Annotated in this window: 1 protein-coding gene; it reads right to left on the bottom strand. The window is 77.8% G+C overall.

Features of this window, described 5'->3' with window-relative positions; translation table 11 throughout:
• Positions 1-380 (bottom strand): DPP IV N-terminal domain-containing protein (locus KUM32_RS45525; RefSeq protein ID WP_374227606.1); only part of this gene is annotated, 380 nt, incomplete at its 3' end.
• Positions 381-729 lie beyond the last annotated feature (349 nt).

The raw sequence follows: 729 nt of genomic DNA, 5'->3' as shown, positions 1-729 counted from the left end.
TCGCGGCTCTGCACGGACAGGACGGGCCGCGGCCGTGCGCCGGCGCCCGACGCCGCGACGGACGCCGGGGCGCCCGCGCCCGTGTCCGCGCCCGTGTTCGCGCCCGCCAGGGTGTTTCCGTCCTCCCAGCCCGCGGTGACCAGGTACTCGAACGCGGTCCGGTCCCAACACACGTCGGTGCGCTGGCCGTCGAGGCCGACGACGTGCAGGGACACGTCCGCGTTGGCGGTGCCGGCCGACGGGTAGCGCACCGCGCGTGGCCGCCGCTCCGGATGCGCCGCGTCGCCGATGAACACGTGCCGTACGGGGCTGACGTCCACCCGCGCCACGAGCAGTGACCTCCCGTCGGGAGCCCACCAGAAGCCGCGGTCGCGGCCCATCGACTCGGCGGCGACGTACTCGGGCAGCCCGTGCTGACCTCGGGGCCCTCCGGCGCGAGCAGCAGCCGGTCCGTGCCCGCGCCGTGTCCACGCCGGGCAGCGGCGGCCGGGCCCGCCGCGTCGGTAGCGGTTGTCCCGCCAACCGCCGTGCCGTCCGGCGCCGGCAGCTCCACGACGTGCAGCGCGCCCCCGGTGAGGTAGCCGATCCGCCGCCCGTCCGGGGACAGGCGCGGGTCCACCACCGGGCCGGCGGCCGACACCGGGAACGGCGCGCCGTCGACGCGTACCGCCCACAGCGCGCCCCCGAGCGGGAAGGTGGCTATCCGTCCGCCGCGGTCGATGCTGAAGG

It is taken from the genome of Streptomyces sp. AC627_RSS907, assembly GCF_019049165.1.
The sequence above is the reverse complement of the archived record's forward strand: the minus strand, read 5'-3'. Positions and strand labels throughout refer to the sequence as shown.